We start from the raw sequence: 25271 nt of genomic DNA, 5'->3' as shown, positions 1-25271 counted from the left end.
TTTAAAACATATTGGTAATATCTCTTACAGTGGCTTTTTCCTCTAACAAATTGACCCTACCGAGCTGTCTACAAAGCAAATTGTAAAAGGCAGTAATAGCCGATTTGTCATAAGAAAAGGATAAACCACCTTCAGAAAAGGATACTGGGCGTAATAAGAGCTCAGGAATGAGATTGTAGAAAAACAATTTTGTCTTTCTCTCGTTCTCCTCGTTGAACTCATCAGAAAGCCCCAATCCTACTCGCTGCATTTCTGCAATGAGTAGGGTCGTGGGGTATTCTACATTCCAGAGTTTGAGTTTTTCATCTATGTACGCTTGCGCTGTCATTAGAACTTCGTTTTGATGATTAGTTTGCGCTTAGTGTCGTTCAATACAGGAGTAGCGAAAGCCGTTGCTTTGGTAGATACCGATATAGGATCTTGATGTCCAAAGGTTTTTACCAAAATGAAGTTATCCTTAATAGATTTGCTCATCACATCGGCAAAGTCCATTGTGAACTCTGGAGTAGTGGTATATTGAGTGTTACCCAATTGAGCAGAGTTAGATAATAGGATATTTCCTTCTTCCCAACCACTGGCCACGGTTACCTCTCCGTTTTTACCTTCCACACTGACATAAGACTCCCACACCTTGATAATAGGCAATCCACGTTCTGCAAGCTCGGCGTTAAGTTGTTCCAAACGCACATCAGGCAAAATGGTAGTAGCATTAATAGGAACGCCCAACACAAAGGCGCGGGTATTTTTGTTCTTCAATACCTGATTGAGGGTAGCGCGGGTCATAGTGATAGTAGTATAGCTATACCCCTTGCCTTTGGCCTCCTCTTGGTATTTCTCAATCTCTTCTACTGGGTTCGCATCGGCATCCGTCCATTTCTTGAGTGCGTTTTGCGTTTTTACCTTGAAATCTACTGTTACATTCACCACTCCGTTATTGTTTGCGGTAGTAGTCTTATATTTACCAGTAGACACAAGTTGTTTAGCCATCCACTCCATACGAGCATTTACCCCATCAATACAGAATTGAGGGTCTTCATATATCTTATCGATAAGTTGCGCTTTAATACCTGCATTGGTAGGATATGCAGCTACCGAATTACGGAGTTGCTGAATGGTAAGGAGATCCTTTTCGTTCAAATCACGAGCGATTTCTACTTTTGGTATTTCGCCTTTGCTATTTTCCACGAACTCACGACTTTTGCGTGGTGCTTTTGAGCCAATAGCCACGATGTCTGCCATTATTTTAGCTCCAACAGTCCCCTCCATACTTGAGAAAGTAAGGTTAGGATTGAACAACAATGGGAAAAAGTCACGATAAAGCAACGCTCCCAAAGGATAGGCTTGAATAATAGCATTCATATTAGCCTGAGAGAACTCAGGAATAATGTTGTTTGCATTGATATTCATCTGCTTTTAGTTTTTAAGGTTATTAAATAAATGAAATACGAGGCAAGGCTGTACGCAAGAAAGCTACCCCTGCCTTTTCTTTGTCAGGTAGTGCCTCTTTGCGGGCTGTTCCTGCCATTACGACAGCCACCAAAGGAATATCGTCAATAACCACATCGTGAGCAGTAAGTCCTACAGCTCCTGCGGTATTGGCAGCTGATAGGGTCTCATTGACGATTTTAAAAGTGCCATCGGTGTCAGGCATTACAAGCGTACCCGCAGGGATAACCCCATCGGTAAAGCGTGCCTTGGCTGTGGTAGGGTCTATATATACCCCTCCTGGATAGGTAACATCCAATTGGTCAAATACGACTATTTGGCGACCTGCTTTGTCTGAAATTTTAACTTCGTTCATGGGTTTTACTCTTTTTTGAATTTTTCGTTGATATAGGCTTGTACATCAGCTGATACACCGTTAGCATCTGTGCCTCCCCCAAACACATTGCCTGAATGAGAGGAAAGCCCTGTATTGGCCTGGGTCTGCAAAAACGCTTGTTCATCGGCTTTTAGTTCACTGACAAAGGCATCCATTTCGGTATCGTCTTTGAAAGTACGCCCTAAGTGATGCTTGTAGAACGGTTCCGATACCCCCTGCGCTTTGAGTTGGCCGAGGAAACGCTCCTTAGCGGTTTGTTGTTGCTTTTCTGCTTGAAAGGCAGCAATGGTCTCATTTTGTTTATTGACAGCTTCCAAAAGACCCTTTGCCCACTCTGGCATTTCGTTAGGTTTAGGTTCAGTGTGTGGAGTAGGAGGATTTGGATTAGATTTAGCCCTCATTTCTTCGAGTTCTTTCTCTAATTTCTTGCGAGCTTCCTCTGCCTTTGTAAGGCTGGTACGCCCTTTGTCTGCTACTGATTGCAATAGCTTGACTTCTTCCTCTACGCCCTTGACTGCGTTTTCTATTTCCGTATCGTCTTTAACCGCAGCCGCTAATCGGGTAGCGATTGCTTTTAAAACTGATTCCTCTAACCCCAAGTGCGCATACTTGGTTTTGAGAGCTTGTAGGATTTTTTCCATAAGATGTACAATATTTGTTTTACCGCAAAGGTACGCAAGGGCTTGTAAATAAGCGCTATAGTGATTTGTGTAAAGTTTGTATTTTCTTTGTGTTTTTTTTGTTTTTTGTTTGTCTTTTTCTATTAAGAAAAGTTTAACTACATCAAAGAGTAAAAAAATAATGATTTTCATTGCGCAATGAAAAATAATGCATATCTTTGCAGTGTCAAAAAGAAAGAAGTATAACAAATAAAATTCAAAAAAATGAGAACTATTACAATTAAGGACATCTATAATGATGTAAGTTACATTAACCCAAGTGTATCTACTATTAGTTCAATAGGTGATTACATAGAAGAGAGTAACAGACAGGTTGCTCAATCAGAGAGAAATAGAATATCAGAATATTTACCACAAGGTTCATTAGCTCATAAGATCATCACTGAGAACTTAAATGATTTCTTCTCAGATAAGCAACTATGGGTAATAGCATACGAATTACAAAAGAATGAAGCGTATGTAACCAATCTTTCTAATGAGATAGAGAGAAGAGAGCAGGCAGCAGAGCGCAAGGCAGCAGCAAGTAAGGCTAAGTTATCAGCCAATAAAGAGGGCAGCCAAGAAGTGCTTGACTTTGTGAAGTCAAACAAGAAGCTATTAAAAGACTATTATGTTTTTTTAAAATCAAACAAAAAGTACTCAAAAGAGTTTTATTCTAAGAAATTCACTTTTGAAAGCGCAAAAGAATTTATCAATAAAGTATAACAACTAAAATTCAAGAATAATGAAATTAGATTTTTACACAACAAAAAGCTACACTTACATTGTAGCTGATAATGTTACTTTTAGAAAGAGAGAGCAAGGTTACCCACGAGTTAATGAGGTACCATTTGAAAGGGTAGAATCACAGAACTTTACATCTCTCCCTATATTCAGTATTGATATAGAAGGAGATGTTACCGAGCAGAACATAATTGAAGCTTATACTAAGTATTGCGAGTTCTGCAAAAATGCACACCAAGAGAAAAAAAAGCAGAACGAGCAAGCCAAACAAAGCCTTGAAGCCGATTTTCGTGTACTCGAAAACGAAATTAAAGAGGGCAAAGTTTTTGATGCAAATCTAGAGAATATCAGAAGAATATTATTGTATCTCAATTCTATGAATTGGGGGGTATGGCAACTCCCTAAGATGACATGTGGGTATAGTGCTCATCAGTACGATTGCGACGGGCATCAAGCATCTACAATAACACTTGACAAACCTATTGATTATTATGGTGAGAAAGTCAGTAAGTTCAAAGTCGGGGGGGGTAGATTACATTTGACAAAATATAAATTTGTTTAACATCAGGCAATTTTTATGAATACAGACGACATTTTTAGTCAAAAATATGAGGTAGCCAACATGGTTATACCTAAGTTCTTATTAGCGTGCAATCCCATTGTACCTAATTATGACCTTACCTACATATATTCCCCTCATTATATGAGCCTAATAATGGTAATAGAGGAGAACAGCGAGATTGTAAGGCTCAATGATACCTACAGAGCCATGCCCCAGCGGTTATATGTGTATGATATGTTGGAGCAATTTAGATTAGTGGTTGTTCAGAATAACGTAATAAGCACAGGGGGTATATACGCCCCTATTATATCTGTTGAGCAATTCATAGAGGATGCGTGGCAATGGTACAAGGAATATCTTGATTGGGAACTAACACAAATGCAAGGATTATGACAGCACAAGAAAAAGTACTCTATATCATTGAGCTATTAGAGCTATCAGATAGGCAGGTTGCGGCTGCCATAGGTAAGGCCTTATCTACTACTACCCATAAAAGGTTACAATTAGGTCGCAATAAATTCACAGATGAAGATTTGGTAAACCTCAAGAATTATTACCTTGAAAAGTTGAAACAGATAGAAAATGTATAATAAAAAAGCCCTCACTACGAGGGCTTACTTATTTACCGAAATAACTTCAATCTCCACAAGAGCAAGGCAATCACCCCTATCAGCAAAATGCCAATAATAAGGGTAAAGGGAATTGTTCTAACTTCTTTCTGCACCCGCTTAGTGGCTTGTGTATATTGGCTTTGTATCTCGGATTTTTGGCTTATCTTATTGTCTATATAAAGAGTAGTATCAGCTTGTTGCAAGCTCTTAGAAAGGTTGTCTATGGTTTTAAGGGTAACCTTTCCGCCCTGTACTCTTATGGTCTCCTTGTCGCCGTCCCTGATACGATAATATACTACTTCCTTGGCGTTACCTACGCTGTCCTTATCACTTTCAAGGGTGATTTCATAGGTTTGGGACTGCTGAATGTCAAAAGTGCTTACCTTTTGGGCTTTTTCTACTCGTGTGGAGCTGTCTTTTACCTCCTTCCTTTCGCTCTTTTGCTCTTCTCTGTGCTCGGTTCGGTTTGATTTCTTGCTCCTGCAACCGAAAAGCACCATAAGAGCTAAGAGTAAGTACAATTTCTTTCTCATACATTGCTTTGACTTTTTTTGATTGATTTTTCAAGCCACATAAGACCTTCTTCCAACTTCGTAATAACAAGGGATAGTTCTCTTGTACGTGGCAATTGTTCTACTTTAACGAGTAGGTTTTCATACTCTTTTTTTAATTCATTTACTTCTGTCATAATTAACAATTTACAATTAGATATTTTGGTACTCCTCCTTTGCATTGAAGCAAGGACAAGCCTTTTTTACTCCTGCAAAGTCTCGGTGCCCTTGTATTACGGCATCAGGATATAGCGCTCTTAGTTCTTTGAGGAGCTTGCCGAGTGCTTCCTTTTGAGCTTTTGTTCGGGTGTCTTTAGGTTGGAGAGTATTCTTGTCGATTCCACCTATGTAACAGATCCCTATACTGTCCTTGTTGTGCCCCTCCACGTGAGCGGGTATCTTGTCGACATCACGCCCAAGCTCTACTGTGCCGTCCAAGAGGATTACATAGTTGTAGCCTATCTCATTGAATCCTCGCTGGCGATGCCATAGGTCTATGTCTTTCGCATTGTGCGAACGCCCATCAGGCGTAGCTGAACAATGGATAACGAGGTAATGAATGGTACGTTTGCTTTTTTTCATGATGGTTTGGTTTTAAATATTAATAAAAATCGCTAAAATACCCGTCTTTCGCTCGCTTTCAAGGGCTACGGGCTTGTAGGTTTTGATAAAATTAAGCTGTGTTTGGTTCATGGTCTTCTGTTTTAGGATTGTCACTTTCTTTCATATAGTCGGATATAGCCTTAACTACGACTTCTAAATTGTCTCTATTGACTACAATTTTACTAATGGTTTGCCCTGCTTGGTCTAATCTCACCTTGTCTTCTGCTTTCTCGTATATACTTTTGACCTCGATAAGGCAAAGGGCTATAGCGCCTATAAGGGTGATAAAAGGAAATAGCCATAGGGAATATTGGTAGTAGGCTTCCAAATACCAAATCGTACTCATCTGCATACAATCCACTATTGAGAGGGCAATCAGTACATTGTAATACTGGGCGAGCTTGCTCACGGTGCGCTTATAGCCGTAGGAAGTGCGCATAACTCCCATTCGATGAGCCTTACGAACACCGCTCCACAAGTCCGCCAAGATCATAACAAGTACTAAAGTGTAGATACCAAAGAGTATCCATAGGGTTACAAATATTTTTTCCATTTACTTTCTGTTATTAATTATTTTTAAAATAAGCGGTGAACCACCATATACCCCTTACCTTGAGGTAGTCGAGGTTGCTTTGGTTAGCATAGGCTTCCCTTTCAAAGATGATATTGCGGTAAGCCTTATCCCAATTGCGATAGCGTATCAGCTTGATAAGAAAATCAAGGAAATACCAAATGGCAAAGAGGAGTATCAGGGTCTCTACCTGCTGTCGCAAGTGAATACGTTCGTGGTTGATAAGCTCTTTATCGTACTTATCACTATCGTTACGAACGAAGATGAAAGGATATAGGGTGATTGCCCTATACCCTTTTGGCACGAGAAACCTATTTTTCCTTACCATTGTCTTTTGGTTTTTCGTTGCTTTCTCCTTTGATTAGGCCTAAACAAACATCGTAAATATGTCTGTACAGCTCAATATCCGAGGGTTGAGAGTTGGAGTTGTTTATGTTAAAACTACTCTCGGTTACTGTCCCTTGAATGGGAACACCATAAGGATTATCCACGCCCTTACGAGAGGCTGTGAATGTTATCACATAAGGGTTTTGTCCTTTCTCAAATTCGTAGGAGTACATCACGATTGTGCCTTGTACTTCTTCTTGCGCATTGATACGCGTTGTTTGTTGAATGATTTGCATTTTATAAAGTTTTTGAGTTGTTGATTTTTAGTTAGTTTAATGACTTGGGTATATATATTCTTGGTCTTTATTACTATCCCTATAGATAATTCTATGCTTTATAGGGGTATTTTTTCCAGCTGGATATACCCAAAATCCTATGAAATAATATCCATATGTTGTAAATTCAAGTACTTTCATGTCATATTCTCTGCTATATTGCCGCTTCCAAACACACATCCCTCCTATATCCATAAAACACCCATAGTCATCATGTAGGTCATAAAAATTATATTTTTTCCCTATATAGTCTGAGTTTATAGTAAATCCTCCTATCAGGCCACTTGTAGCATTGATTTGACCCGTAAAACTCCCACTTGTAGCATTAACCTCTCCTGATATATTCGCCTTAGTAGCATATACGGTTCCGTCTTGTAACACCATAAAAGGGGCGTCATACCTACCACCAAACTCACTACCTGCCCAAAAGCGTACTTCATTAGTAGCATTTCCTACCCCAGTGATACCCGCTTGTGTGCCCAATGTGTTACCTACAATCATCGTACCAGTGGCTACCACATTGCCTGCTATCTGTGTATCATCAAGGAAAGCAGTCTTTTGGTTAAGTTTGCCGATACGCTGGTCTGTGTTAGCCTTATTCTGATTTTCTAAGGCTTCAATTCGTGCAGCGTTTTGTCTGATAATCTCTAAATCGGAGTTGATATTAGCGATTTGGTTTTCTACATCCTCAGGAGCAGGAGACCAGTCAGTAGGTTTATTGCCACGTTCGAGTTTGATATTTCTTACCCATAGTTTAGATGTTACATTACCCAAATCACTACCATTGTTATCAATGCGAATGTGTCCTCTTGGTGTTAAATTAGGGTCTGTAGTAAAAGTCATTATTTCTCTCCTCCATTCACCATTTGTATTTGGAATATCTCTATTCCTAACGAAAGATGTGTTTTCGTTTATAAAAAACATTTCTACACTTCTAACATTTTCACTTTTGTATTCCAAAGACAATGTATAAGTAGTATTCTTTTCCAAAGTACCTCCCACTATATCATAATAGATATAATCTTCTACCATACCCCTATACTCTTTATAGCGCTCATTCTTACTATTAAGAATGAGATTACGACCCCCAATATCTAATTCATTCACCTTTTGTTGGGCAAATGTTTTAGCTTGTTGCAAATTCAATTGAAGTTGTAATATACGAGCTTGTTGCTCTGCTGTTAACGCTATACCCGCTCGTCTATTTGCCTCTGCTATGGCTTGTGCTTTAGTTAATTCTGATTGTGCTCGTGCATAAGCTTCATTAGCATTTTTAGCTATAGCAATAGCTTGCTCGCGAGCTTGTTGTTCTTTTTGTATTAAGGATTCTAAGTCTTCAGGAGCGGGAGACCAATCAGTAGAAATATTTCCTTTTTCAAGTTTAACAAACCTTACCCATAGTTTAGATGTTACATTACCCAAATCACTACCATTGTTATCAATGCGAATATATCCTTTTGGTGACTTGTCATTCGTGGTAAAAGTGAATGATTCTTTTTTCCATTCACCATTTGTATTTGGTACGCTTTTATTAGGTGCTTGTGAATAATCATTAGCAATAAAAAACAAATCTACACCTCGTAAATCTTGACTCTTGTATTCTAATGTTAGCGTATATGTGGTATTCTTTTCTAATGTTCCTCCTGCTAATTGATAAATAATATAATCTTCTGAAATACCTTTATACTCTTTATATCGTTCCTCTTTACTATTGAGAATTAAGTTCCGCCCCCCTACTCGTATATTGTTCGTCTGCTCATTAGAGTACTGCTTTAACCTATTCTCCAATGACTGCAAATCAGGATTAACGAGCTGTTTAAACTCTAATTTGTTGCTGTCTGAGATTTGGAGGTGTGCGTTTATCTCTATTCGGTCGTCGTAGAGTGCTATAAACTGCTGTCCGTTACCTGAAGCTATACGATTGGTTACCATTTGCCCACCTGTAATCTCGGTAAAGCCATTGAATTGAGCTATTCCTCGCTCTCCGTCGTACTCTGAATTGACTGTGGCATATAGGAAGTGGTAATAACCGGCTTCTTGCTCCATGCCAATCTTGGTTTCGGAGAGGACAAATTCGGCTGTCTCTATAGCCTTATTGGCCTTGATGTAGAGGTAATAGCTCTTTGCCTTATCGTCCAACCTGCCTGATACAAAGGAGGAAACATACCAATACTTATAATCAGCGGCGGAGTGGCTTGGTTTGATGTCAGTGGTGCCAATGGTGTAATGCTTAATCCAACCACTGCCTGCATTGATTTGCTTGTTGTTCCTATCAAAATACAAGGTATGAGGTACGGTGATAGGGTTGGTCTTATTGGCAACAAAAGCAAATTGTCCTGCCTTGTTACCTACTAGGGCCATCATCGTTTGCACTGTGGCAGGAATGATACTTTGGGTATATTCAGGAAAGGCTTCTTCTACCTGCTTGATCGTCTCTAAGGCATTGCGCCAACTGCGTTTGGTTAGTGATTGTGTCTGTTTGTTCATCTCCCCAAAATACACCTCTTGATTTTGGAGTTTGCGTATTTCAGAGGAAAAGGATTGCCCTTGTACCTTGTTGGATAACTCTATTTGAGGGCTGTATGGGTTATTAACATACTCTTTAAGCCCTACGATACGAATAGCCACAGGGGTACGCTGAAACTCATTGTCTGAAAAGTTGATATATCCCCCCATTTTAAGCCGCCCACCTACATTGACCCATCGCTTTTTTGCCCATATTCCGTCCAAATCACCAGTAAAGGTAAATAGGTCTGCTCGGTTTTCATACAGATACTTACACGCTTCCTTCATCATCTCCCAACTGGCGCCCGTCTTAGTGTTATCATCACAAATATAGGCAGCAGGTAAGTGCATGTTATATACAGAATATTGGTCTCCTATAGCAGGTTTAAATATATCATTAGGCATGGTCGTGCCGTCCTCTTCCTTGGGGACTATCTCAAAACGGCGTGTGCTATGGTTGTAGCCGCTGCCATGCTCGTAACGGCTAATCTCAAACTCACGCCCTGATAACATACCGCTTTCAAAGTATATCACCATTTTTTCTCCCTTGATTTGGAGGTCTGCAAAGTTCAGCGCTTGAGGTATGGAGGTGTCGGCAAAGTCGTAGAAGTGTTTATCTCTATCCACTTCAAATATGGCCGATATAGTCCCTTTGCGACTTGGGTATATATGGGAAAGGTCAAGGCTTTGTTCGTTAATAAAGCCGTTATTTTGGGCGTTTTTGATAGCTATAGACAGCCCTTTGTCGTCTGAAACAAAGGTTACCCCCTCATATACGTACTCTTGTGATTTGGGTAACAATAATTCCTTGTTACCATACTTAGAGCGGTCAATATTGCGTTCCCCTCCTTGTACATAGAGGCGGGTAATACGACTTTGCTCGGTAGTACGGCTTACACCTGTCTTAAAGCCTTTGCCTTTGCCGTATTGGAGCGGCAAGGGATTGTCTTTGAAATATTCTACCTTGTGGAGGTGTATGGTCTTACCTATAATCTCGTATTCTGTCTCAAAAGCCTTAGCTATCATGTCCAAGGCCTCCAAGCAGTTGTTATGGTTATAGCTGATAAGTTTCTCATTAGCTTCAATCGTGGTGCCTACCTGCCAACCGCTATCTATCATATTAAGGCAATCTACCAATATCTGAATATGGTAGCGAGGAGATGCTGTGAAAGGAAATTTGAGGGTCTTATCATTTGGATTACGAAACTTGTAATTCTTCAGGTTTGCCCCCTCACTGTCCATGGTAAGGGTATATTCAAAGTGTCTGCTGTTATGCTTCACTACTTTAGCAGGCTGATTGAGTGTATAGCGTTCCCCTTGAAACTCACACCATGCCCCAGTAGGGATTTCGGTGTAAGTAGATAGGGCAAAGTATAGGTTCAGCGTATGCTCCCCCATAATGGATCGGTATCTGTAGCTCTCATCAGTGGGGAGGACGTCTATATAGGTGCTGTTAAAGTGTAGTTGCATAGTTGTCAGATTTCAAGGCAAAGGTACGTTTTGGAGCAAAAATACACTCTATTACAGTTTGTTTATTCTTTGTATTTTCTTTGTGTATTTTTTATATTATCACCAAGTAAAGGGTAAATTCTACCCTCAAAGTGTCTTTTGTGAGTATCACTTCTTTTACATTGGCCTTTTGATAGATAGCCTTAAAGGTACTACCCAAAGCATTAATGGTACGTTCTCCTCGCAGAGAAAGGTTGTATAATAGTGCTTCATACAATTCCCAAAAGCGATTGATAGGCTGTTTGATATAGCAAAGAAGCTCAAGGGTGCGTTCCTTAAACACGTTGGGATATTCGGCATATTGTACCCCCGCAATGGTGCTACTGGTAGTGGTTAGGTGCTCTTTGACCTCGTAGCTCTTTAGTAGGTTGCTTTCGTTCTCCTCCAATAGGTAAATACCATACTTGGATAGGTCTATGGTGTCAATCGTAAAACCTGAAGAGGGCAAGGTGTCATTAGGGGCAATATAGGTATAACCTTGCAAGGGGGTATCATTCGCAAAAGTAGCCTCATAGGTGATATAACCTTGTTCTTTCTTTGCTTTTCTCACTCCAACAAAGCGCAATCGGAAAGACTTGCCCAGCTCCTCAAAGTGAAAATCATTATAGGTTTGAGCAGATAGAAAGGTTATAAAGGTATCGTATTGGTCGCTTTTGGTAACAAAAGACAAGGATATAGAGAGGTTGTCCAATTGAGGATCGTCTGTGTCGTACTCTTTGCCGTAATACTCTGCCCAGTCATTGGAGGGTAGTTTCTTGAGAGGAGGAAAACAAAGCAGATCCTTGTAATTACCCTCTAAAAGGTAGGTATGATAAGTAGTTTGTATGTCAATAGTGTTAATTTTCATTTCTTTATTGCTTTTTTATTTTCCTCGATAAAATAAGGCTTTGTTTTCCAATTCTTGAACCTATCTTTGTTATCTGTTACCCATTGCTTATAATTACTTGGCACATCACCCACATAATTAGAGGAGCTTTCAGGAGGTAGGGTTTCATCGGCTTTGAGTTCTTTGATAAGTTCTTCGTCAGTCTTAAGAATAGTAATAATATGACACTTACAGCCTACATGCCAGCCGTGAAAGTGAAAAGATTTCGGATATTTACCCTTGAGCTGGTCGCACATGTCATATACTTTGTGCTGTGGTGATAGACGTACCTCGAAGCCTACAATATCAGGGTTTTGCTGTATACGTAACCAATCAGCGGACTTATAGGCTACATTGATTTCATTACTGGCAAGGCGCAAAGCATTTTTGTAGGCGCTTCTATAAACTCCTTGCCCAGGGTGATAGTTTTGCGCGTTCTTGCTTAGTACTAGGTTGCCGTATTTGTCCCTTACCCTGCGAAATAGAGCCGTTGGGTTGTTCAAAAGGTTGCGTACCTCACGGCTTAGCTGGACAGCACTTTTGCCCTCCTCCAAGGAAACAGATAAGGCAAGCTCTATTTCACTTTGTGCTTTTTTAGCAATATCCCATACCCGATTGGAGACTGTAAAATCTTTAATCTTACGCGTTTTGAATGTTTCAAGGGCTTCTAAGTTCTGATATTTGGTTAGTCCTTCCCTTAGTAGCTTATCCTGCTTGAGGTTCGCAAAAGCCCATTCTTTGGTAATGCCTTGCTTTATGATTTGGTCTAATTGGTTGCTGAAATTAGCTAATTCCTTTTCAAAGGCTTTTCCTTTCTTGGTAGTTGCAAAGGCAAATAGGGTGCTTGTTACAAGCTCTCGGAAATCTGTTTTGAGAGCCAAGGACACAGAAAAGCCTACCCACTGATAGAATAATCGTTCTATCTGTTGTAGGTAGTCTATTAGGTGCTTTCTATGTTGCTCATCGTAGTTCATTAGATACTTGCTTCATTGAGGCTGCTATTTTCCTCGTCTTTGATTTGCTGTAATTGGGCTTCAGGGTCTGTAATGCCAAAGCGTTGCATGGCTTCTCGTTGAGAGAGTAGCGGTTTTCCTCCATTGGCTTCCATAAGGGTACGTATCATCTCGGTATCATCGTCAATATCAAATGGGGTGATGATAGGGGTGATGTCTATGGTTTTGAGTTCTTTCTCAAAGGGGATATACATCTTGGAAAGGAAAGCCAAAATGATATTGATACGCCTTTGTAGAGCAGGGATAAATATAGCTTCGTTATCCTTTACCTTGAGGTGAGCGGGTAGCCATGCGAGTTTGCGCCCTACTCCTGACAGCATATTGCCTTTGCCTGCATAGAACTCATCGGAAAGGTCTGGAGTATGGGTGAACTCGTGTATATCACGCCTATTCATACTCATTTCACGGTCAAAATTTTCATTAGCATTAGGAGGTACCACGAATTGTACATTACCCCCGTCCTTGACTTCATAGACCTTGCCCCCTGTATTATTGACAGCCATTTTACCCTCTACCTTTCCTGCGATCATTAGTATAGGCTCTCCGAACTTCTTGTTACTTTCAGAAAAATAGGTGCGCTGTACCTCGGCTATCTCTATGAGGTGCTGTACAGCATTCCATTCTGTTTCTTCTTGACGATAGAGTACTACTGGTATTTTGCCAATTATATTAGGTTTTACCTCTGTGGTAGTGGTGCCGTTCTCTGTGGTAAAAGCGTATATCTCATCAGCGGTGAAGCCTTGGAATATGGTTTTTTTATTGTCCTTGGTAGTGCTTTCAATAGCAAAAGAGATAAGGTTGTCATTATCATCAAAGCGTGGATATAGCTTGTACTTGAGCGGGGATAGCACCTTATGGCGCAATAGGTATTGAGTAGGTACGCCATACTGTTCGTTAGGCTGCTCCTCCAAATACCAAAGCTCGGCTACAAGGGTGTAGCGCTTGACCTCTGTACAAATAGCACTATCAGAGAAGCTCATTTTGTTAGCTTTGATAACCTCTTGAAAAGCAGCAAAGAGCGGACTATCCTCTGCGGTATATTTGTAGGGGATAGCCGTTTGAAACATGGTAGCGATTTCAACGATACGCTTTTGATAAGGTAGTCCTATACGATTGAGGGAACGAGTACGCTTTTCAAATCGTGGTTTTTTCTGACTATCTAATAAGGGGTTACCTACCTCGTCCGTAAGAGGTATTACGATTTCAGGATCTGGGAACTTATGCTTATTGGTGAATATCTCATGCTTTTTGACATCATACTGCCTTTGATAGGTAGTGGTATCAATCAGAGATACGTCTTGTTTAAATTCTTCTTGGGTCATCGTTTTAGGTGTTAGGTCTTTGGTTTTTATGGGATAGCCTCCGCTAAATCATTGAGGCGAGTTGATATAAGTTGTTATTAGTGCCACTTAGCAGCTTCATAGTGATATAACGAATAGCATCTATAGCGTGGTTGTGGTTATCTATGGGGATACCTGCTTTCTTGTCATTCCAAGCGTAATTTTTTAACTCCTTCATCACATTGAAACTATCAGGTGTTACCACTAACTTGTAATTGAGCATTGTGGTTATACCTGCTGAGACGCTTCCTGCTCCTTTTTCGCAAGGCTCTATGTTTAGCCCTTTGTCTCTAAGGTCTGCAATCAGTCGAGGCTCGGCACTATCAGCAACGATAAGGTCGTCAGGGTGATCTATCAAAGTGCTATTGAGCTGATAAAGTCCGTCAGAGGATAATTGCTTGTTGTTATAATACTTTTCGTCAATGTAAATAATTTTGCGGCGATTATCCACTGCTACTTTGATGAGTGTATCAGGGTCAATAGAAAAGCCGTAATCTTGTCCATACCCATAAGGGAGTGAGGTGTCAAAATAACCAATCTCCCAATCTGTAAATATTACCCCTTCTGACACATCAGCCCATCGTCCTATGATTTTTTGAGCGTATTTGGTTTTATTGAACAAAGATTGAGAGAAATTGCCTTGTTCATCGGTTGCTTGTGTGAGGCTTTGGGTTTTTATCTCCTCAATCTGCTTAAAAAACTGCTCATTGAGGTTTTCTATATTATCAAAGTAGGTAGTATGAATATGCAATACATCGGGATGGGTAGATATTTGCACCTCTACTCCGTCAATCTTTACTATTTTATGCGTTTTTTCGATGTACTTCTTATAAATGAAATGCTCAGCATTGGAGGGGTTCAGAATAAGGATAACCCGCAATTGCACCCCCTTTTGACGAATAGAAAGGATTAGTTTCTCATAATCCTCCTCTGATAGCCATTCTTCCATTTCATCGCCTACGAAAGTGGTAATACCGTGCAAAGACTTAAGGTTAGCCGTTTGGTTACCTGATGAGGTCTTAATCCCTTTAAAGAGAATTTCAGAGCCTGAAAAGGTGTTTTTGATAGCTGTTTTGGTGATACTGAAATACGCCTGTGTGCCCTCTGCTTCTATCTTTTCCTCAAACTCAGGAATAATAGAACTATGAGCTGATACCATGGTATAGCGGCTGAAAAGGATCTTATGCCCTGCCTCAAAAGATAAGCGTTCCAAGAAGGTAGAGGCGTTGTACGACTTACCCGACCCTCTTCCTCCTGAAAGGATTATAATAAACTTATCTTTGTTCAAGTACAAAGGATCATATACAGGTTGGGTCTTAATCATTGTTCTTGTTGTTATTCTTGAGCCATTGGGCAATGTCTATGCTGCCTGATAATTCTACTTGATTTACATTGATATAATCCCCTTCCATTTTGGATATTTCAGACTGCAACTCACGAATGGTACGGTTATAGGCTGTTATCTCCGAGGGCGTGAGGGTTCGTTCGTATCTTTGTATTTGTCCTTCATGGGATCGTATCTCTTGTGGGTGAGTACCTTTTTCCAATCGCTCTAAAAGGTTGTCAATCTGATTTTGCAAAATAGTGATACGGTCTATTTTGGTTTTAAGCCCCTTTTTTACTGCTTCTTTTTCAGTAGCGAGGGATTGCTTTAACTTGACCTGCTGGGCTTGTTTTTGATATTCTTGGTGCTGTATTTGAGCTTGTTTCCAATCTTTATCAAAGGTAGTTTTACCCTTACCCCACTTTACCTCATATTTACCCCACACTTCCGAATATGACAAACTCGGCTCGCTTTTCAGAGAGTCAAGTATCCATGTTTGTCTATTTTTCGGAGTGTTTGTCATTATTCGTCTGTTTCCTCTTCTAATTCGTTTTTATAGTCAATACCTGCTGATAGTTGTTCTTGTTCCTTTTCAGAATAGATGTGAGAGATGAAAAGCCCTTGTTCGTTTTCTTCCTCCTCTGCCTGAATAATGTTAAGCCCTGCTACTACTAATTTCGCAAATGCTTCTACAGATTTTGCTTTTCCTCCCATTTGGGTATGTCTTTGATAGGCTCTGTTTAAGATGTCTTTTTTTAAAATCATTGTTTGTTCTATTTAAGGGATTACATATAGCGAGTGTATTACAACTTATACTTTTTGGTGATTTCCAATAGCTTTTTAGAGTAGGGGTCTTTTTTGCCTAATATAGCTTTGCTCATTCCTTCAGCATAAAACTCATTGACATTTTGGCGTGCATACCCTCCTAATACATTAGATTTTGTTTTGGTGTATTGTTTATAGAGGGCTTTTATCTCCTTACCCGCTTTCTTGTGTTTGTCTCCTGTATGTCTATTTGTCCAAGTGGTATGAGCCAGTTCGTGTATAGTGGTATGCTGAATGGCTTTGTTGGTTTTAACCTTTAGCCCTGCTTTGTATTCTTCCTTCTTGGATTTTACCATGGCTTTGCTGTTGTTGAATGATTTACGATTGAGGTACACCGTACCTGAATTATTGGATATAACAGCGATCCCATAAGCATTTTTTAGGTCTGCCAGTTTGACTTCACGAGTATTAAGCCCTATTCGTGAGTGATACTTTGATATAGCACGCTTTACCTCACGATTAGCTTTTTTGTCGGTAATATCTTTGATACTACCTATATTCTTAACGCTGGAGGGTGTACCTCCTCCTTTTTGCATTATGATGTCGTTACGGCTATCATTTCTTATGCCTCCTGATGATTTTCCCATTTTATTTAAAAAAATATTTGTGGTTAGAAAAATATTTTGTATCTTTGTGCCGTAATAGGCTATCCTTTACAAGCCGCGGGGGGAGGGCGCTCCTGCCGCTACCACTAAAGCTCTAATGAGATGATTAAACCCTCTTATTAGAGCTTTTTTATTGCAATTTTTCAATCTTATTAACTACTGAACTATAGTTATCTAATATATCTTGTTTAGCAAACGAAACAGCTTTTGAGCTATTGACAAAAAACACTTCTTTTAAAAAATCAGCTCCTTTATAGTTTAAGATCTTACCTTTTAAATTTCTTGCAATATCATTAGGTGTCCATTCCTTAAACTTTGTAATATCATAAACAATAGCTTCTATCCCTTGTGCTTTTGCATATTCTAAGTTTTTCTTTATTCCGTTATAGGAACTGGTATCTTTTCTATCTGCTTTAAGCCCTTTTATCTCATATTCTGGATTTTTATAACCTTCTAAAATCAAGTGTGGGCGTATCTTTACACTTACTCCTAATTCGTCGGCTATTACCTTAGCGGTTGTGATATTCTCTTGTAAGTCCTTTCTATCTGCATAAGGGCTTACCGATACTGAGGCTCCGTTCTTTGCTTTGTATATCTCCCTGTAGGGTGCGTTGAGCTTTTGTAATTCTCGTTCTCTTGCCTCCTCCTTACTCTCTTTACTTATTTTTGATTTAGGCTTGTTAGCATTCCTAATTCCGCCTGATGATTTGCCCATAGGATCATATATCTAAGGTGGTTTCACTGATACAAGTTAGGTTCTTCTTGTAACAAAACTCTTTGGCTTTTTTACCCCCTCCATATACAACAAGGTTCGGATTGTCAAGTCCTGATATTTCCTGAGCGATGACAAGTTCCTTTTCTAAGTTATTAAGGCGTGATTCGTAACCACGAGTAAAAAAAGCGTTGTAACCTTCAGGAATGCCCATTCTGTTATAAGAGGCAAATTTCTCTGTTACGTTCAAATCAACGAATATATTTATATTGTAATCCTGTAAGAAACGAGCAATCCAACGCTTTTTGTAGATTTGGAATATCCCATAACTGATAGGGGTAGTTTCGTATAAACTACAATTAGGCTCAACGATATTCTTACACCCTGATTCTATGATAGCTGAGGGATTGTCCCAAATAGCCTCAAAACGGTAATCATCAACGTAAAAATGATAAGTACCCACGCCTTGCTTACTCCTTTTTTCAGCTCCGTATGGGCGCAAAGGGACATCTACATAAATAGGCTGTGTATGAGGTAACAATGTAGGAATATCATAGGGATTGTTAGAGGGAAAAAGGCAATCAGGTACCCAAACTTTCTTTTCTTGTTTGATATTTATATCGTTAGGGTCTTGCTCTGATAGGGTCTCTACATGAAGGCTTTCAATATTGACCTGTACCTCCTCTACCTTTACCCACTCTGTAAGAGTGTCTTTGACAAAAGGATTGTGTTTTTGGTTATAGACTTCAAGGAGTATTTCTACTGCTTCTTTGCGGTCTTTGGCTAATATCTCAAAGGCTTTTAGATGAGTAGGGACACTTACCCTCTCACTGACAAGTTCGGATAGTACTTGTTTGCGTGTATGTCCGTCAATGCAATAATATTTGCCTTGGTCGTTCCATACAGCAAAAGGCAAGGCAAAGCCATGTTTTACGAGGCTTTCCTTGAGAAAATTTAAGTTGGTGGGAGTTTTTATATTTTCAGGTTGGAGGTCGTGTAGGTTATTTCTCCAATCAATATCAATGAGGTTACCTATTCTGCTTTCCATGCCATTTTGCCTTAATTATCAAGGCAAAGGTACGATATAGGTCGCAAAGGGCTGTTATCGTCGTTTGTTTTTTCTTTGTATTTTCTTTGTGTTTTTTTTGTTCTGATACTTTGCAACAAAAGGAGCAGTACGAGCAAGACAAGAATAAAAAAACACCACTCCTGATTTAGGAGTGGTGCAATGAATAACACATCAAAAATACGAATGAAGAACGTTATAATATCTTCTTTTCCACGGCTTGGTATAGCTTTTGGTACTCGGTAACCATTAGCATACTGCTATGTTCCTTGCGGTAATAACCCACGCTTGCGGGGGAAATCCCTAAGAAAGCGGCTATATCCTTTTGTGAGGATAGGGAGTGCTTACACGCCAAGCCGCAAAATAGCTTGAGGTAAATTGTGCGGCTCTTTATAGCCTCGTCCGTGGTGTCTTCTATGGCTGTTTTTATCTTTTCAAGCATGGTATATCAGTTATCAGTTGTTAGTTGTCAGTGGTGGTTAGTTCCTCTTCTATGATCGCCTTGAACTGGTCAAAGCTGTAGCATACATAGTACTTATATCCGAGTTCCTCGGCTTTTTGTTGAAAGGCTTTTTGGTGCTCTGTCTGTTTATTCCCTTTGATTTTCATCTCGATATACAGGCTTTTACCTTGGGGGAGCATTACTACTAAATCAGCCACTCCCGCCAGAACACCTTCTTCTTTGAGGCGTTTGGCTTCTGCACTGTTGCGCAATCCACCATTAGGAACGGCATAGATAAGGTACTGCGGGTATTTGTATCGGAAATAGCGCACGCACATTTGTTGAAGTTGGCTTTCTTGGTACATGGTTAGGTGATTTTTATTGTCCATTTAATTTTTTTGCCTTTGTACTCTTTTTTGCTTTGTCTTATATTTCTTTTTAAAAAGACAAACCCAAAGGCGGATTCTACTTGAATTACTATCTTACGAGTTACCATAGATAAGTTTTTAGGAGCAAATTCAAACCCTTTAAGGTGCTTTATATTTTCTAAGGCTCCATCTTTGGTTATCATTCCTAAGTCATAATCCTCTATATATCTCACTACATACATAGCAATTTGCCCGTAACATCTGAATAATGGTACTGAGTTGTTGTACTCTACATCAGCACAAAAAGCATATACATCTTGTGGATCAATGTTTAGTGTTTTTAGTACCCCTTCGTATGATTTCATCTCCTCTGTTAGGTTAATACACTTATCTGCTATCTCATTCTTATCACATATAAAATCTTGAGGGGAGGTTTGACCTCCGAATATATCATTTATCATATTGGATATATTCTCGGCTGTGTGATAGTCATTCTTTGACTTCATCAGGGATTGATATAGGCATCGCTGACTATATAAGTGAGCAAACTTAATAAGGAGAAAGGCTCTCATTATACGAAAACTCCTTGTTAGCTGCCTGCTGTTTTTGTTCTTTATCTTAGGTGTTATTACATTTGTTGTCATTAGGCGGCTTTGTAGTTAGTTTATTAAGGCTTTAGGGGTGTATTTTCTTCCGTATAGCTTACGGAGGTAGGTTATCAATTCGTCAAAGGACTTTATAAACTCGTCTCCTATAAGGTCTGCAACTTTCTGTTGTAGTTGGAAAAGCTCCAATTGTTTTGTTTCTTCTCCTACCTCGTTGCGCATAGCGTGCTTGTGGTCCCCAAAAACAATAAAGTTCAATCCTTGCGCTATCTTTTTCATTGCCATAGGCATAAGAGGCTTAGGAACGATGGTTGCCACGTGCGAAGCTAATGTTTTGTAGCTATCTCCTGCAAGGTTTCGGTACTTAATCATTTCATCAGATACAAATCGTAATACATCATATTTGAAATAAGGATTAAGCCACATAGCAAAGTCTATGAACAACATAGGGTGCATCCAAGTACCTCCACTATATTTGCCTCGCGATTTTAAATACACAGATGCTTCAGTGTTTAAGTTTTCTTTTTGTATTATTACTTGAATGTATTCTTGTGTAGATTTGTTTAAAAAGAAATCGTCAATATCTTTCTTTTTTACATAGGGGAAATTCTGGGTATTTAAAACTTGTTGATTTTCAGTGCTATTTTTTAAATACCCAGAATTCTGGGTATTTAAAACCTTCTGATTTTCAACGGCATTATTCCATTGTTTTAATAATGCGGTTGCATTAAAAAATCCGTCTTTGGTGCGTTGGATAACCTCAAAGTTTCCCATTTTACGGATCATGTTTTGATTGGTTTTCATAATCTGAAATACAATGTATAATTGTTAATATTAATTAAAATGCAAAGGTACAAAATATATTTGAATTATCCATGCAAATTATCAACTTAATTTATTGAAAACGTGTGACAAATGTCACACGATTTTAATTTTTTGACCATACAAAAAGAGGTATAAAATGCACGTTCAAAAGCAAGTATATTTTGTTAATTTAAGGATTAGCGACTAGTGATTACAAGGAAAGCACTGGCCGCTAATGATTATTCATACATCACTTTTAGCCCTATTTCTTTAGCTACAGCATGCTCAATTCTTGCTCCTTGGCTATCCTCCCAACCTTGTAGCATATAGATCCCCTCGCAATCCATAAGGTTGATGATGTCTTTGGCTATATGCTCCTCCCATGGGTCTGTTTCAGAAAGTCCGTTACAGAGAGGGTTGGTAACCTCGTGACCTAATGCTCGGAGGGTTGTGGCTACCTTGTCAAATAGTCGACGTACATAGTCAAGGTCTGTCCCGCTGATTTTGCCTGATAGATATATTTTCATATTCTCAACTTTTTGACTATTGCTTGTATTTGCTCCTTGAGTTGGGTACGTGTGCATGTATTGTCTATGATAAAGTGAAAATCACTATCAGGCACATCGTCAAGGTCTATTTCGGAGGGGTGGGTATCCATATTGCCCATTCTGCATTTCACACGGATAAATACAGGGTCAAGTAGTTTCATTTGTTCGTATTCTACCTTAAAGCGCATGTCTGTGATAATCACCCTTGGAAATTCGTAATTCTCATAAGCCAATCGTCTAAACATCAGCTTAGCGAATATATTCTCTCCGAGGAGTTCTTTGTAAAAGTCGGCTGTCTTTCGGTACAGCTCCCTTATGGTTAGGTTGCTCGATATACCATTGACATCTACTAATCGGCTTTCTTTGAAAAGGTCTAATCTGTATGAGTTTGTTCCTACTGCTTGAGATACTATCTCTTTGACAGGCTCGGCAAATGCTCTTAGTTCGTATTTGCGCTGGGTGTAGTCATTGAAAAGGTTGGCCACGGTGTCCTTGCCTACTCGTTTCTTTCCTGAAAGGACGATAAGTTTCTTATTCATAGTTGTTCGTTTTTATAGGTTTGTATGAGTGCTTTTACTAGGGCTTCTCGGGCTTCTTCATAGCTATTATATTCATCTGTACTATTGTTTTCAGAACTATATATTAGCTCCCGATTAATCTTTCTAATCTCAAAAGAGAATGTTTCTCTTTCTGAATTAGGATAAGTATTGTCAAAAAGAATAAAACCATACAAGCCCTCTTCTCTGAACCACTCAAAGACTTGCTCCCAAGGGTATAATTCTTTTCTAATTGCTGTAATACCTGTACCTACAGAATAAGAGATTACACTTCCTTTATCGAATCCTATTGCTTTTAATTCTTTGATAATATTCAAGGGAATGTGCCAAGTGGGGCGCTTGTTATTTTCCATTTTCTTGTTATTAGTGTTGTTTTTTAACAAATCATCAATATCCAAATTATCAATGTCGCCTAAGTTAATTTGCTCTTTAATTACGGCGCCTGTATTATTTATAAATTGCATCATTTTCTTTTTTAATTAATCTTTCACAAATTTACCGTTAATCATTTTTCCAGTTCTGTTCTTGATTTCGTTGTAGGCAATGTTTATACACTCCTCAAGAGAGGTGTTCTCTAAGAAAGCTATATCATCTAAACAACCAGTCATAGTAATGATTTCATAAAAATATAAAAAGGGCGTTTCTCCTCCTATCCCTAATAATCTAAAATTAGCGTTCATTAGGCGAGTTAAACTATCTTGAATGCTTAATGCTAACACTACTTTGCTATCTGCTCGCTTTCTTTCAAAATTCAAAACATCATTGATTTGCTCTAATACATCTATTCTTTCCTTATAGCAGTAGTTAATCAGGGTAACCAGTACATCACCTATCGCATCTTGGATAGCTGGCTTGTCATTGTCATAACAGGCTTTGATAAGCTCGCCAACCTCCTCGTGTGTCTTAAGGAGTTGGTCAAAAGGCGTTAGCTCTTCATAGATTTTTCTTTCTTTTGCCCACTCTTGAATAAGTGGGACGAGTTCTTGGATTGTTTTCATTTGTCAATATTTTTAATGTTAATAATTTCCCCTAAACTAAGTACAAAGTATGTTTTGCCTTCTTCTGCGCCCCATTCGCTCTTTCCTATGCCTTGGGTGATACTTTTTAGTTTCATTGTAAATTGTGGGGCATTGGTAGTATACCCATTGCGAAAGATGATCCTATCATATTTCTTTCCCATAAGCCGCTTTTCCCAATAGGGCTTAATCTCTCGGTATTCTTCCTTCTTCTCTCCTGAGAGAATAAGGTCAAACCAGTTTTTCTTGAGTGTAAGGTGTAAATTCATCTACTATAAATTTTAATCGTTTTGCATTTTACTTAATTGCTCCTTTCTCAAGCCCATGCAATAGTGATAGTAGTTAATCTTCAATTCATTCTCAAGGATATAATCGTACCACTCTATGATTTTACCATTGGGTTGATTGCTCTTGAGGTCAAAGTATATATCCGAGAGGCTGAAGAAGAAATGAGATATACTAAATACGTCAATACTATCATTACCTACGGAAAATTCATAGGTTAAATCGTGCTTTTCACAAAATTCCATAAGCAGCCTATCTACGGCTACCTCAAAGGCTCTTAATGGGGTGTTAGTTTGTTTTTTCATTTGCTTTTTGTTCTCTTTTCTCTTTATTAATGTCGTCCATGTGTAAATACATTATCTCAGTTAAATCATTTGCGTATGCATTGAAAGCATTGAGTAGCTGCGGGTCTATCTTATTGACCTTTTCAAACTCTTCTACTACTTCGTTGTTTTTCTTCTTGCATTCCATAAATACCTGTTTAAGTCTAAACCTTGGATAGCTTTCATCAATCATGTGAAGTAATTCACTGGTAGCTTTGCAATAGGATAATGCCATAATCATATAATGCGCCATATACTCCCGCTTTAGAATTGGTTTTACTTGATTTTCACGATAATCAGCAACGGCTATCTCCATGAGGTATTTGGCTTCCTTCTCTGTGATTTGCAAGCCCCTTGCTCTTAGTTCTGTTATAAATTTTGTGCTTTTCATTTTAAAAAGGTGTGTTACTTTTAGGATCTATTTTTGGCAAATTATTTTCTTGTTGTAAGAACGAGTTATATTGCCCTCCTCTTTCAAAAAATCGCATGTATTGTAGCTGACATCCCGTAATTATTCCTCCTGTTGTGCCGTTTCTAAATTTAGAAATGATAACTTCCACTTCATTAGTGGTAGGTGATCCGTCCTCCCATTGTGGTATGCCATAGTATTCAGGACGATAGAGGAATAGTACATTGTCGGCATCCTGCTCTATGGCTCCTGATTCTCTGAGGTCTGAAAGCATGGGTCGCTTATCTGCTCGTGTCTCGACCCCGCGGGATAGCTGGGATAAGGCAATGATTGGTATGTCTAACTCTTTAGCCAACCCCTTGAGGGTACGGGATATTTCACTAATTTCTTGGTCTCGTGTGCGGCCCTTTTGGTTGTTACTAATGAGTTGTAGGTAGTCAATGTAAATGATTTTTACTTTTCTTTCCCTTACCCACTTCTTTGCTTTGATTTTTAGAGATAGTAGTGTAAGAAAGGGTTCATCATCAATATACAAGGGCAGTTTATTGAAAGAAGGACGGAGGCTTACTGCGACATCCATCTCACTTTGTGTAAGTGAGCCAAAAGCCAACTTGTTGCTATCTATCCCTGAGTAATTGGCAAAGAGCCTTGCCGTTAGTTGTCTTGCACTCATTTCAAGGGAGAATATCCCTACAGGGTAGCCTAATCGTGCTTGATGCAGAGCATCACTAAGAGCGTATGCTGTCTTTCCCATGGCAGGGCGCCCTGCTATAATGACAAGATCACTCGGTTGGTAGCCGTTGAGTTTAAGGTTTATGTCTCGTACAGCAGTAGGAACGCCTGCACGCTCAGATTTGGGTTTAAGGACTTCTGTTAAGTAATCTCCTATATCCTTGGGTTGTTTGATAGACAACCAATCAGACACTTTATCAAGCTCTTTGTAGGAATAATCCAATAACTCAAAAATATCAGTATCATCTTCATAGGATTGCTCTATAAGCTGACAACCTACATCAATACTCTTTCTCTTCACATACAACTGCATAAGAATCAACGCGTGATATTGCATGTTTGCTGATGATGATACTCTTTCCGTAAGAGCAATAAGATAAGCACTCCCTCCTACGTCTTTAAGTTTACCTATTTTCTTTAATGCATCACTAACAGTCATTAAATCCGCTACTTGAGACGATTTGTATAAAGATAGGATTGCATCATAGATTATTGCGTTTTTTTGATTGTAAAAAACATTTGTGTCTTTTACTACCTCGACAAATTCAGTAACTCCTCTCTGCTCCATGAGCATGCCGCCAATTACAACTTCTTCCAATTCAGGGTTGTTAGGTATTTGTTTATTTTGCATTT

At 39.1% G+C, this 25271-nt stretch carries 36 protein-coding genes; 4 read left to right on the top strand and 32 right to left on the bottom strand.

Annotated features, from left to right (window positions below):
- Position 1: 1 nt before the first annotated feature.
- The 4 genes from HMPREF1154_RS03800 to HMPREF1154_RS03785 are packed head-to-tail and all read right to left on the bottom strand — an operon-like array spanning position 2 to position 2463.
- A complete protein-coding gene (locus tag HMPREF1154_RS03800; RefSeq protein ID WP_009641215.1) occupies positions 2 to 328 on the bottom strand; it encodes a DUF6706 family protein in 327 nt (108 codons plus the stop codon).
- Positions 328 to 1407: a major capsid protein gene (locus HMPREF1154_RS03795; protein WP_009641252.1), complete on the bottom strand. Its 1080-nt coding sequence runs from the start codon at positions 1405 to 1407 to the stop codon at positions 328 to 330. Before HMPREF1154_RS03795 ends, HMPREF1154_RS03800 begins: the two co-directional genes overlap by 1 nt.
- Before the next feature lie 22 nt (positions 1408 to 1429).
- The gene (locus HMPREF1154_RS03790; protein ID WP_009641186.1) at positions 1430 to 1801 is read right to left on the bottom strand and encodes a hypothetical protein; all 372 of its coding nucleotides are present in this window, start codon (positions 1799 to 1801) and stop codon (positions 1430 to 1432) included.
- 5 nt (positions 1802 to 1806) lie between these two features.
- Positions 1807 to 2463 (bottom strand): spindle pole body component Spc42p, encoded by a 657-nt coding sequence (locus HMPREF1154_RS03785; RefSeq protein WP_034566896.1) that lies wholly within the window; start codon positions 2461 to 2463, stop codon positions 1807 to 1809.
- Positions 2464 to 2706: 243 nt separating this feature from the next.
- Here HMPREF1154_RS03785 and HMPREF1154_RS03780 point away from each other — a divergent pair, with 243 nt between their 5' ends.
- From HMPREF1154_RS03780 to HMPREF1154_RS03765, 4 genes are read left to right on the top strand one after another with little or no spacing between them, the layout of a single operon-like run.
- A complete protein-coding gene (locus HMPREF1154_RS03780) occupies positions 2707 to 3207 on the top strand; it encodes a hypothetical protein (RefSeq protein ID WP_009641177.1) in 501 nt (166 codons plus the stop codon).
- A gap of 19 nt (positions 3208 to 3226) precedes the next feature.
- On the top strand, positions 3227 to 3787 hold the full coding sequence (locus HMPREF1154_RS03775) for a hypothetical protein (protein ID WP_009641278.1): 561 nt from the start codon (positions 3227 to 3229) through the stop codon (positions 3785 to 3787).
- 15 nt (positions 3788 to 3802) lie between these two features.
- A complete protein-coding gene (locus HMPREF1154_RS03770) occupies positions 3803 to 4180 on the top strand; it encodes a hypothetical protein (RefSeq protein ID WP_034566882.1) in 378 nt (125 codons plus the stop codon).
- A complete protein-coding gene (locus HMPREF1154_RS03765; protein ID WP_009641173.1) occupies positions 4177 to 4377 on the top strand; it encodes a hypothetical protein in 201 nt (66 codons plus the stop codon). The genes HMPREF1154_RS03770 and HMPREF1154_RS03765 overlap by 4 nt, the downstream gene beginning before the upstream one ends.
- Positions 4378 to 4409: 32 nt before the next feature.
- Here the strand turns inward: HMPREF1154_RS03765 and HMPREF1154_RS03760 are convergent, their stop codons facing one another.
- The 28 genes from HMPREF1154_RS03760 to dnaB all read right to left on the bottom strand — a co-directional run bounded on the left by HMPREF1154_RS03760 (position 4410) and on the right by dnaB (position 25269).
- Positions 4410 to 4931 carry a hypothetical protein gene (locus HMPREF1154_RS03760; RefSeq protein WP_009641189.1) on the bottom strand — a complete coding sequence of 174 codons (522 nt, stop codon included), beginning with the start codon at positions 4929 to 4931 and terminating at the stop codon, positions 4410 to 4412.
- Positions 4928 to 5086 (bottom strand): Acb2/Tad1 domain-containing protein, encoded by a 159-nt coding sequence (locus tag HMPREF1154_RS13480; RefSeq protein WP_009641214.1) that lies wholly within the window; start codon positions 5084 to 5086, stop codon positions 4928 to 4930. Before HMPREF1154_RS13480 ends, HMPREF1154_RS03760 begins: the two co-directional genes overlap by 4 nt.
- A gap of 16 nt (positions 5087 to 5102) precedes the next feature.
- Positions 5103 to 5531, bottom strand: a complete 429-nt coding sequence (locus HMPREF1154_RS03750; protein WP_009641217.1) for an N-acetylmuramoyl-L-alanine amidase — start codon at positions 5529 to 5531, stop codon at positions 5103 to 5105.
- Positions 5532 to 5622: 91 nt separating this feature from the next.
- A complete protein-coding gene (locus tag HMPREF1154_RS03745; RefSeq protein ID WP_009641242.1) occupies positions 5623 to 6105 on the bottom strand; it encodes a phage holin family protein in 483 nt (160 codons plus the stop codon).
- 13 nt (positions 6106 to 6118) lie between these two features.
- Positions 6119 to 6451, bottom strand: coding sequence for a hypothetical protein (locus HMPREF1154_RS03740; RefSeq protein WP_034566875.1), 333 nt, complete (start codon positions 6449 to 6451; stop codon positions 6119 to 6121).
- The gene (locus HMPREF1154_RS03735; protein WP_009641271.1) at positions 6435 to 6746 is read right to left on the bottom strand and encodes a hypothetical protein; all 312 of its coding nucleotides are present in this window, start codon (positions 6744 to 6746) and stop codon (positions 6435 to 6437) included. Before HMPREF1154_RS03735 ends, HMPREF1154_RS03740 begins: the two co-directional genes overlap by 17 nt.
- A gap of 36 nt (positions 6747 to 6782) precedes the next feature.
- The gene (locus HMPREF1154_RS12975; RefSeq protein WP_009641203.1) at positions 6783 to 10688 is read right to left on the bottom strand and encodes a cell envelope integrity protein TolA; all 3906 of its coding nucleotides are present in this window, start codon (positions 10686 to 10688) and stop codon (positions 6783 to 6785) included.
- 163 nt (positions 10689 to 10851) lie between these two features.
- Positions 10852 to 11646: a hypothetical protein gene (locus HMPREF1154_RS03725; protein ID WP_009641199.1), complete on the bottom strand. Its 795-nt coding sequence runs from the start codon at positions 11644 to 11646 to the stop codon at positions 10852 to 10854.
- A complete protein-coding gene (locus tag HMPREF1154_RS03720) occupies positions 11643 to 12638 on the bottom strand; it encodes a hypothetical protein (protein ID WP_009641170.1) in 996 nt (331 codons plus the stop codon). The genes HMPREF1154_RS03725 and HMPREF1154_RS03720 overlap by 4 nt, the downstream gene beginning before the upstream one ends.
- Complete coding sequence (locus tag HMPREF1154_RS03715; protein ID WP_009641190.1) at positions 12638 to 13999, bottom strand: phage portal protein; 1362 nt, start codon at positions 13997 to 13999, stop codon at positions 12638 to 12640. Before HMPREF1154_RS03715 ends, HMPREF1154_RS03720 begins: the two co-directional genes overlap by 1 nt.
- Positions 14000 to 14042: 43 nt before the next feature.
- Positions 14043 to 15341: a PBSX family phage terminase large subunit gene (locus HMPREF1154_RS03710; RefSeq protein ID WP_009641260.1), complete on the bottom strand. Its 1299-nt coding sequence runs from the start codon at positions 15339 to 15341 to the stop codon at positions 14043 to 14045.
- A complete protein-coding gene (locus HMPREF1154_RS03705; RefSeq protein ID WP_009641255.1) occupies positions 15334 to 15801 on the bottom strand; it encodes a hypothetical protein in 468 nt (155 codons plus the stop codon). The genes HMPREF1154_RS03710 and HMPREF1154_RS03705 overlap by 8 nt, the downstream gene beginning before the upstream one ends.
- A gap of 62 nt (positions 15802 to 15863) precedes the next feature.
- A complete protein-coding gene (locus HMPREF1154_RS03700) occupies positions 15864 to 16106 on the bottom strand; it encodes a hypothetical protein (protein ID WP_034566872.1) in 243 nt (80 codons plus the stop codon).
- A gap of 38 nt (positions 16107 to 16144) precedes the next feature.
- The gene (locus HMPREF1154_RS03695; protein WP_009641178.1) at positions 16145 to 16753 is read right to left on the bottom strand and encodes a hypothetical protein; all 609 of its coding nucleotides are present in this window, start codon (positions 16751 to 16753) and stop codon (positions 16145 to 16147) included.
- Between the two features lie 148 nt (positions 16754 to 16901).
- Positions 16902 to 17486, bottom strand: coding sequence for a hypothetical protein (locus HMPREF1154_RS03690; RefSeq protein ID WP_009641241.1), 585 nt, complete (start codon positions 17484 to 17486; stop codon positions 16902 to 16904).
- Positions 17487 to 17490: 4 nt separating this feature from the next.
- On the bottom strand, positions 17491 to 18531 hold the full coding sequence (locus HMPREF1154_RS03685) for a DUF4417 domain-containing protein (protein WP_009641273.1): 1041 nt from the start codon (positions 18529 to 18531) through the stop codon (positions 17491 to 17493).
- A gap of 214 nt (positions 18532 to 18745) precedes the next feature.
- Positions 18746 to 18991 carry a hypothetical protein gene (locus HMPREF1154_RS03680; RefSeq protein ID WP_009641236.1) on the bottom strand — a complete coding sequence of 82 codons (246 nt, stop codon included), beginning with the start codon at positions 18989 to 18991 and terminating at the stop codon, positions 18746 to 18748.
- A 20-nt stretch (positions 18992 to 19011) separates the two neighbouring features.
- Positions 19012 to 19356: a VRR-NUC domain-containing protein gene (locus HMPREF1154_RS03675; protein WP_009641246.1), complete on the bottom strand. Its 345-nt coding sequence runs from the start codon at positions 19354 to 19356 to the stop codon at positions 19012 to 19014.
- A 2-nt stretch (positions 19357 to 19358) separates the two neighbouring features.
- Entirely contained in the window at positions 19359 to 19865 is a 507-nt protein-coding gene (locus HMPREF1154_RS03670; protein ID WP_009641174.1) for a hypothetical protein, read from the bottom strand.
- Between the two features lie 153 nt (positions 19866 to 20018).
- Positions 20019 to 20738: a KilA-N domain-containing protein gene (locus HMPREF1154_RS03665; RefSeq protein WP_232211965.1), complete on the bottom strand. Its 720-nt coding sequence runs from the start codon at positions 20736 to 20738 to the stop codon at positions 20019 to 20021.
- A gap of 269 nt (positions 20739 to 21007) precedes the next feature.
- Positions 21008 to 21295 (bottom strand): DUF4406 domain-containing protein, encoded by a 288-nt coding sequence (locus HMPREF1154_RS03660; protein ID WP_009641206.1) that lies wholly within the window; start codon positions 21293 to 21295, stop codon positions 21008 to 21010.
- Positions 21292 to 21855, bottom strand: coding sequence for a deoxynucleotide monophosphate kinase family protein (locus tag HMPREF1154_RS03655; protein ID WP_009641192.1), 564 nt, complete (start codon positions 21853 to 21855; stop codon positions 21292 to 21294). Before HMPREF1154_RS03655 ends, HMPREF1154_RS03660 begins: the two co-directional genes overlap by 4 nt.
- Positions 21852 to 22340, bottom strand: a complete 489-nt coding sequence (locus tag HMPREF1154_RS03650) for a hypothetical protein (RefSeq protein ID WP_009641191.1) — start codon at positions 22338 to 22340, stop codon at positions 21852 to 21854. Before HMPREF1154_RS03650 ends, HMPREF1154_RS03655 begins: the two co-directional genes overlap by 4 nt.
- A 12-nt stretch (positions 22341 to 22352) precedes the next feature.
- Positions 22353 to 22871, bottom strand: a complete 519-nt coding sequence (locus HMPREF1154_RS03645; protein WP_009641209.1) for a MazG-like family protein — start codon at positions 22869 to 22871, stop codon at positions 22353 to 22355.
- Positions 22868 to 23158 (bottom strand): hypothetical protein, encoded by a 291-nt coding sequence (locus HMPREF1154_RS03640; protein ID WP_009641218.1) that lies wholly within the window; start codon positions 23156 to 23158, stop codon positions 22868 to 22870. The genes HMPREF1154_RS03645 and HMPREF1154_RS03640 overlap by 4 nt, the downstream gene beginning before the upstream one ends.
- Positions 23159 to 23170: 12 nt before the next feature.
- A complete protein-coding gene (locus HMPREF1154_RS03635; protein ID WP_009641250.1) occupies positions 23171 to 23479 on the bottom strand; it encodes a hypothetical protein in 309 nt (102 codons plus the stop codon).
- Positions 23463 to 23888: a hypothetical protein gene (locus HMPREF1154_RS03630; RefSeq protein WP_009641216.1), complete on the bottom strand. Its 426-nt coding sequence runs from the start codon at positions 23886 to 23888 to the stop codon at positions 23463 to 23465. The genes HMPREF1154_RS03635 and HMPREF1154_RS03630 overlap by 17 nt, the downstream gene beginning before the upstream one ends.
- A 1-nt stretch (position 23889) precedes the next feature.
- A complete protein-coding gene (dnaB, locus tag HMPREF1154_RS03625; protein ID WP_009641197.1) occupies positions 23890 to 25269 on the bottom strand; it encodes a replicative DNA helicase in 1380 nt (459 codons plus the stop codon).
- Positions 25270 to 25271: the final 2 nt, after the last annotated feature.

It is taken from the genome of Capnocytophaga sp. CM59, from assembly GCF_000293175.1.
Lineage (GTDB): Bacteria > Bacteroidota > Bacteroidia > Flavobacteriales > Flavobacteriaceae > Capnocytophaga > Capnocytophaga granulosa.
This window is presented reverse-complemented; position numbering and strand designations above follow the sequence as displayed.